This window comes from Actinotalea ferrariae CF5-4, from assembly GCF_000603945.1.
Lineage (GTDB): Bacteria > Actinomycetota > Actinomycetes > Actinomycetales > Cellulomonadaceae > Actinotalea > Actinotalea ferrariae.
In genome coordinates, this window is record NZ_AXCW01000193.1 from 1 (window position 1) to 6,083 (window position 6,083).

At 75.1% G+C, this 6,083-nt stretch carries 6 protein-coding genes, 1 other RNA gene and 1 pseudogene; 6 read left to right on the plus strand and 2 right to left on the minus strand.

What is annotated here, in order from left to right; all coding sequences use genetic code 11:
- Both N866_RS21440 and ssrA read left to right on the plus strand, forming a co-directional pair.
- Nucleotides 1-277: pseudogene (locus tag N866_RS21440) on the plus strand (iron-siderophore ABC transporter substrate-binding protein); the annotation flags it as partial.
- Between the two features lie 128 nt (nucleotides 278-405).
- Nucleotides 406-775: a transfer-messenger RNA gene (gene ssrA, locus N866_RS20550) on the plus strand.
- Nucleotides 776-947: 172 nt separating this feature from the next.
- Here ssrA and N866_RS14095 read toward each other — a convergent pair.
- Complete coding sequence (locus tag N866_RS14095) at nucleotides 948-1,835, minus strand: LysR family transcriptional regulator ArgP (protein ID WP_034227446.1); 888 nt, start codon at nucleotides 1,833-1,835, stop codon at nucleotides 948-950.
- 28 nt (nucleotides 1,836-1,863) lie between these two features.
- On the opposite strand from N866_RS14095, the gene N866_RS14100 reads away from it, so the two are divergent.
- Both N866_RS14100 and N866_RS14105 read left to right on the plus strand, forming a co-directional pair.
- Nucleotides 1,864-2,520, plus strand: coding sequence for a LysE/ArgO family amino acid transporter (locus N866_RS14100; protein ID WP_052023079.1), 657 nt, complete (start codon nucleotides 1,864-1,866; stop codon nucleotides 2,518-2,520).
- Nucleotides 2,521-2,574: 54 nt separating this feature from the next.
- The gene (locus N866_RS14105; RefSeq protein ID WP_034227447.1) at nucleotides 2,575-3,333 is read left to right on the plus strand and encodes a YqjF family protein; all 759 of its coding nucleotides are present in this window, start codon (nucleotides 2,575-2,577) and stop codon (nucleotides 3,331-3,333) included.
- Nucleotides 3,334-3,381: 48 nt separating this feature from the next.
- Here N866_RS14105 and N866_RS20015 read toward each other — a convergent pair whose 3' ends face one another.
- Nucleotides 3,382-3,996 (minus strand): response regulator, encoded by a 615-nt coding sequence (locus N866_RS20015; protein WP_052023080.1) that lies wholly within the window; start codon nucleotides 3,994-3,996, stop codon nucleotides 3,382-3,384.
- A 125-nt stretch (nucleotides 3,997-4,121) separates the two neighbouring features.
- On the opposite strand from N866_RS20015, the gene N866_RS14115 reads away from it, so the two are divergent.
- Both N866_RS14115 and N866_RS14120 read left to right on the plus strand, forming a co-directional pair.
- The gene (locus N866_RS14115) at nucleotides 4,122-5,126 is read left to right on the plus strand and encodes a hypothetical protein (RefSeq protein WP_155855381.1); all 1,005 of its coding nucleotides are present in this window, start codon (nucleotides 4,122-4,124) and stop codon (nucleotides 5,124-5,126) included.
- On the plus strand, nucleotides 5,087-5,995 hold the full coding sequence (locus tag N866_RS14120) for an EAL domain-containing protein (protein ID WP_155855382.1): 909 nt from the start codon (nucleotides 5,087-5,089) through the stop codon (nucleotides 5,993-5,995). The genes N866_RS14115 and N866_RS14120 overlap by 40 nt, the downstream gene beginning before the upstream one ends.
- Nucleotides 5,996-6,083 lie beyond the last annotated feature (88 nt).

Genomic DNA, 6,083 nt, shown 5'->3' on the forward strand with positions numbered 1-6,083 from the left:
CGACGAGTCGCCGTTCTTCTTCACGCTGAGCCCGGAGCGGCTCGACGAGCTGACGAGCGACGTCCTGGTGGCGTACGGGACGACGCAGGAGGAGCTCGACTCGTTCCTCGCGCAGCCCTACGCCCAGGTCATGCCGCAGGTCGAGGGCGGCGCCGTCGCCCCGCTGGTCGGCGCGGAGTTCATCGCCTCGGTCTCCCCGCCCACCGCCCTGTCCCTGCCCTGGGGGCTCGACGAGGTCGTCGAGCAGCTCGCGTCCGCCGTCGCTGCTCGCGGCTGAGCAGCACTCCTCCCCGGGCCGGCCACCGGCATCCGCCGCAGGAATAGCGGTGACCGGCCCGGGGTTCTGACCTACGATGGACCTGCGCGCCCCGGCCTCGGCCTGGGCGGGTGCTTGACAACTGCACAGGGGGTGATCGGTTTCGACGACGGTCGTCGATCCAGGGGAAGCGGGTCGAGGATGCATGGTCATCTCGTCAACGCTCCATGCAAACCAATAGGTGCCGATTCCAAGCGCACCGACTTCGCACTCGCCGCCTGAGCGAGTCCCGAGGTCCGTCAGCCTGAGCTAGCTTCCGTCTCAGATCCTGGCGTCATCTAGGAAGCCACTGGCTGCAGCCCAGGTCACTGGGGCTGCCGCGACATCTCAGAGTGACTGAGCCTGTCAGCGACTCGTCTGCGTGATCGCTGGGGCCGAGAAAATCGTCAGCAGACTGCACCCGGAGAAGCCCTGTTTCACTGCCGTCGGACGCGGGTTCGATTCCCGCCACCTCCACATGCAGACCACGCTGGTGAAGCGGGGTCGACGGCCGCACCGCAAGGTGCGGCGGATCGAGGGCCGCCGCCCTACGGGGTGGCGGCCTTCGTGCTGCCCGGCGTCGCCCCGCGTCGCCGAGACCGACCGGACTGCCGCCACGGGCGCGCCGTCCCCGCGGGCCACCCCACCCCCGTCACTGCCCCAGGTGCCGACGCGCCCCGGCCAGGACCGCCGACGCGACCCGGTCCAGCGCACCGGAGCGCAGCTTCGACTGCTGCCAGTGGAGCACGACGTCGAGCGCGCCGTCGGGGTCGAGGACCACCAGGGCGCCGGCGTCCCGCTCCGCCTCCGTCTGCAGGTCGGGGAGCATCCCCCAGCCCATCCCGAGACGCACGGCCGCGAGGAAGTCGGCGGACGCCGGGACGTGGTGCAGCGGCGGCCGCACCGGCTCGGGCAGGCGCCCGGCGAGGTAGCGGTGCTGGAGATCGTCCTTGCGGTCGAAGACGACGACGGGCGCCGCGGCCAGCGCGTCCGCCGTCGGGCCGTCGGGGAACCAGCGGGCCACGAAGGCCGGCGCCGCCACCGGGCGGTAGCGCATCGCGCCGAGACGCACGACCGAGCAGCCCGGCACCGGGTGGGGGTCGGTGGTGACGGCGGCGACGACGGCGCCCGACCGCAGCAGCGCCGCGGTGTGCTCCTCGTCCTCGCGGTGCAGGTCGAACGACGCCGTCCCGGCCAGCGGCGCGAGCGCCGGGAGCACCCACGTCGCCAGCGAGTCCGCGTTGACGGCGAGCGGGAGGGTGGGCACACCCCCGCCGCCCGGGTCGGCACCCAGCTCCGCGAGCGTCTCCGCCGTGAGGAGGTCGACCTGGCGGGCCAGGCGCAGCACCACCTCGCCGGACTCGGTCGGCCGCACCGGCCGGCTGCGCACGAGCAGCACCCGCCCGGTCGCGACCTCCAGCCCCCGCAGCCGCTGGCTCACCGCCGACGGCGTCACGTGCAGGGCCCGTGCGGCCGCCTCGAGGGTGCCCTCGGAGACGGCGGCGCTCAGGGCCCGCAGCTGGGCGAGGTCCAGTTCCATGCAGCGATGCTAATGGTGCGCCACGAACATGAACTGGCCTTCATCGGGACCGCGGCCCTACCGTCGACGCGTGCTCCCCGACGTGCTCGCTGCGCTCTCCGGCCTCGGCCTCGGCCTGTCCCTCATCGTGGCGATCGGCGGCCAGAACGCCTTCGTGCTGCGCCAGGGGCTCGCCCGCGAACATGTCGGCACGGTGGTCCTCGTGTGCGCGGCGTCCGACGTCGCGCTCATCGCCGCGGGCGTCGCGGGCGCGGGCGCGCTCGTCCAGGGGCGACCCGCCCTCCTCGACGGCGTGCGCCTCGCCGGGGCGGCGTTCCTCACCGTCTACGGGTTGCTGGCCGCCCGGCGGGCGCTGCGCCACGACACGCTGGCACCCCGGGGTGGCGCCGTACCGGCCTCCCTCGCGGCCACGGCCACCACGGCGCTCGCGCTGACGTGGCTCAACCCCCACGTCTACCTCGACACGGTCGTGCTCCTCGGCTCGATCGCCCAGAGCCACCCCGGCCGCCAGTGGTGGTTCGCGGCCGGCGCGGCGCTCGGCAGCATCGCGTGGTTCACCGCGCTCGGCTACGGGGCCCGGCTGCTGCGGCCCCTGTTCTCCCGGCCGCGGGCCTGGCAGGTGCTGGACGTCGCCATCGCCGTCGTCATGCTGGCCCTCGCCGCCTCCCTGGTCGCAGCCGTCTGAGAGCCGGCCCGCACGGCCACCCCGGGCCGGCGCGACCGGGTGCACAGTGGGGGCATGGCCGTGCAGCCGGTGTCCGCGTCCGCCCCTCCCCTGCCGGGCGGGCGGATCATGGCGCAGGACTGGCGCGACCTCACCTTCCTGCACTGGCGCGTGGACCCGGGCGTCGTCGCGCCGCTCCTGCCGCCGGGCACGCGGCCGGACGAGCACGACGGCGGGACCTGGGTGGGACTCATCCCGTTCCGCATGGTCGGCGCGGGCCTGGGCCGGGGACCGGCGGTGCCCTACCTCGGCACGTTCGCCGAGACCAACGTGCGCCTGTACTCCGTCGACGACCAGGGCCGGCGCGGCGTCGTGTTCCGCACCCTGGAGGCCTCACGGCTCGCCGTCGTCCTGGCCGCACGGGCCGCCTTCGCGCTGCCCTACACCTGGGCACGCATGCGGGTGAGCGAGGCCGACGGCCTGCTCACCTACACGTCGCGGCGGCGGTGGCCGGGTCCGCGCACGGCGACGACGGCGGTCGTCGTGCGACCCGGCCCGCCGTCCCCGAGCCCCGGGCCGCTCGCGGAGTTCCTCACCGCGCGCTGGGGCCTGCACACCCGGGCGTTCGGGCGCACCCTCTACGTCCCCAACACGCACGAGCCGTGGCCGCTCCAGGAGGCCGAGCTCGTCCACCTCGACGACAGCCTGGTCGCGGCGGCCGGGCTGCCCGGCGTCGCGGACCGGGCACCGGACTCCGTGCTGTTCTCGCGCGGCGTGCGCACCGAGTTCGCGGCGCCGTTCGACGCGCGGCGCCCGCTGCCGAGCCGGCGGTGAGAAGCGGCGATGCGCCTGCGACGACGCCCTGAGGCGTCGCCCGCGCCCTCAGGAGGCGACGACGGTCCGGAGCAGCACCCCGACGTCGCGCAGCGAGACCGGCTTCTGCAGCACGGGGAGCCCCAGCCCCTCGGCGCGCTCCCGGACCTCGTCGGAGGCGTCCGCCGTGACGAGCACGACCCGGACGGACGCGGCCAGCCCCATCTCCTCGACCTGCTCCGCGAGGTGGAAGCCGTCCAGCCCGGGCATCTGGATGTCCACGAACGCCATGGCCGGTCGGATCTGACCCAGCATCACCAGCCCGCGCACCGCGTCCGCGGCGGCATGGACGGTCACGGCGGCGTCGAGGATGTCGGCCGCGTCCTCCAGCGTCGCGCTCAGGAGCTCGAGGTCCAGGAGCGAGTCGTCCACGCACAGGACCTGGGTCGAGGCGCCGTGGTGGCCCGACCCGGCGCCGTGCAGCATGTCCTCGAGCCGGCGGCGGTGCCGGGGCTGCGGCGCCGCGCGCCCGGCCTCCCAGGCGTTGACCGTGCTGAACGCGACGCCGAGCTCGCGCGCGAGCTCCTCCTGCGTCAGGCGGCGGTCGCGGCGGATCTCGGCGACCGTCGCCGCCCAGGAGGTGGGCGACGGCGCAGCGTCGTCGCCCGACTCTCGATCCGTCATCGCCGACCCCCGTCGCTAGGAAAACGCAGAAGTCTCTAGCGTAGACCCTCTAACGCCTGGTCTGACCGGGTGAACAGCACTTTCAAACGTATCTCTATAGTAGACGCGAACCCTATAGTCCTCCCATGAGTCCTGCGGACAGCGGCCCGGAGTCGGGGCAGAGCCACGTCTCCGTCCCGGCCGTGCTCCGCCTGGCCCAGGTCCTGGCCGACGCCCGGGCGCAGGCGGGCGACGCCGTGCGGGCCCTCGACCAGGCCGAGCACCGGCTCGAGGTCCTGACGGCCGCCACCCACGACGCGATCCTCGTGCTCGACCGGGGCGGCGTGGCCATCTCCACCAACCTGACGGCCGACCTGTGGGCGCTCTCGAGCACCCACGGCCCGGGGGCGTGGAGCGAGCTCGCCTGGGTGCACCCGCAGGCACGGGACCGTGTGACGGCGGCCTTCCAGGACGCCCTGGACCGGCCGGGTGTCCCCGTCACCACCGACGACGTGCCGGTCCGGTTCCGCACGGACGGCTCGCTGCGACGGCTCCAGGGGGCGCAGCCCGGCGGGCTGGTCCGTCTGACCTTCACCAACCTGCTCTCGGACGCGGCCATCGAGGGCGTCGTGCTGACCGTCACGGACGTCAGCGACCGGGCCGTCAACGAGGAGCGCCTCGTCTTCGCCGCGCACCACGACCCGGAGACGGGGCTCGGGAACCGGGCCGAGCTCGAGCTGCACCTCCAGATGCTCCAGGAGGACGGCGCCCCGGTCGCCCTGATCGTCCTGGAGACCCACGCCCTGCTGGACCCCGCGGACACCCGCCCGGCCGGTGGGCCGCTGCTGCCCCTGGCCATCCGGCTGCGGGACCACGTGGTCACCGCCCCGGTCCACCACCTCGGCGGCGGGCGGTTCGTCATCGCCTCCACCGAGCACCTCGACCGCGCCTCGCTCGAGGCGGCCGCTGCCTCCCTCCTGCAGATCCCCCTGGGACCGCTCGCTCCCCGCGGGCGACGCTGCTCGGCGACGTCGCGTCCGTCGGCGCAGCCACCGGCGTGCTCGGGGAGGTGGGCCGCGCCGCCCTCCTGCGCAGTGCCGAGCGCGCGGCGATGGACGCGACGGACCGTGGTCCCGGCAGCGTCGTCGTGAGCGGCGACGACGCCGCCCGACCGACCGCCGCCGCGTCCGGCGTCGCAGCCGACGCGGCCCTGGTCGCCCGGCTGCGGCGCGCCGTCGAGCTCGGCGAGCTCGAGGTGGACTACCAGCCGATCGTCGACGCCCGCTCCGGGCGCTGGGTCGCCGTCGAGGCCCTGGCCCGCTGGCGCACGGCCGACGGCGTCGTGCCGCCCGACGTGTTCGTGCCCCCGGCCGAGCAGCACGGTCTGGTCCCGGCGCTCGACGCGCTCGTGGCGCGGACCGCCATCGCGGAGGCGGCGCGCCTCGCCGCCGCGCCCGGTGACGAGCTCACCCTGCACCTCAACGTCTCCGCCGCCTCCCTCACCGACGGGCACGTGCTCACCGCCATCGTCGAGGCGGCCACCCTCCACGGGTTCCCCACCGAGCGCATCGTCATCGAGGTGACCGAGACGAGCCCCGTCGTGGACCTCGAGGGGACGCGGGACGCCCTCGTCGAGGCTCGCCTGGCGGGCCTGGGGGTCGCCCTGGACGACTTCAGCGCGGGCCACACGTCCCTGCACCTCCTCGCGCACCTGCCGATCACGATGCTCAAGCTGGACCGGGGTCTCGTGACCGGTGCGGCTACCTCCCGGCGGTGGCAGCGCCTCCTGCGCGTCTTCGCCGACGCCGGTCGGGAGTTCGGCACCGTCGTGGTGGCGGAGGGCGTCGAGACCGCCGAGGACCTCGCGGTCGTGCGGGCAGCGGGGTGCGACCAGGCCCAGGGCTACCACCTCGCGCGGCCGCTGACGACCGCCGGCCTCAGGGCAGCGACGGCGGCGTCGGTCGCCCTGCCCGGGGGGCCGGGACGCCCGCTGCCTCCGGCCGCGCACCCGGCCGAGTGAGGCTGCCCGCGCCTCCCAGGTAGACGCCGAGCGCGCGCCGGCCCTCCTCCACCTCGTTCACGACGAGCTCGGCCCACGCCGCCAGCTC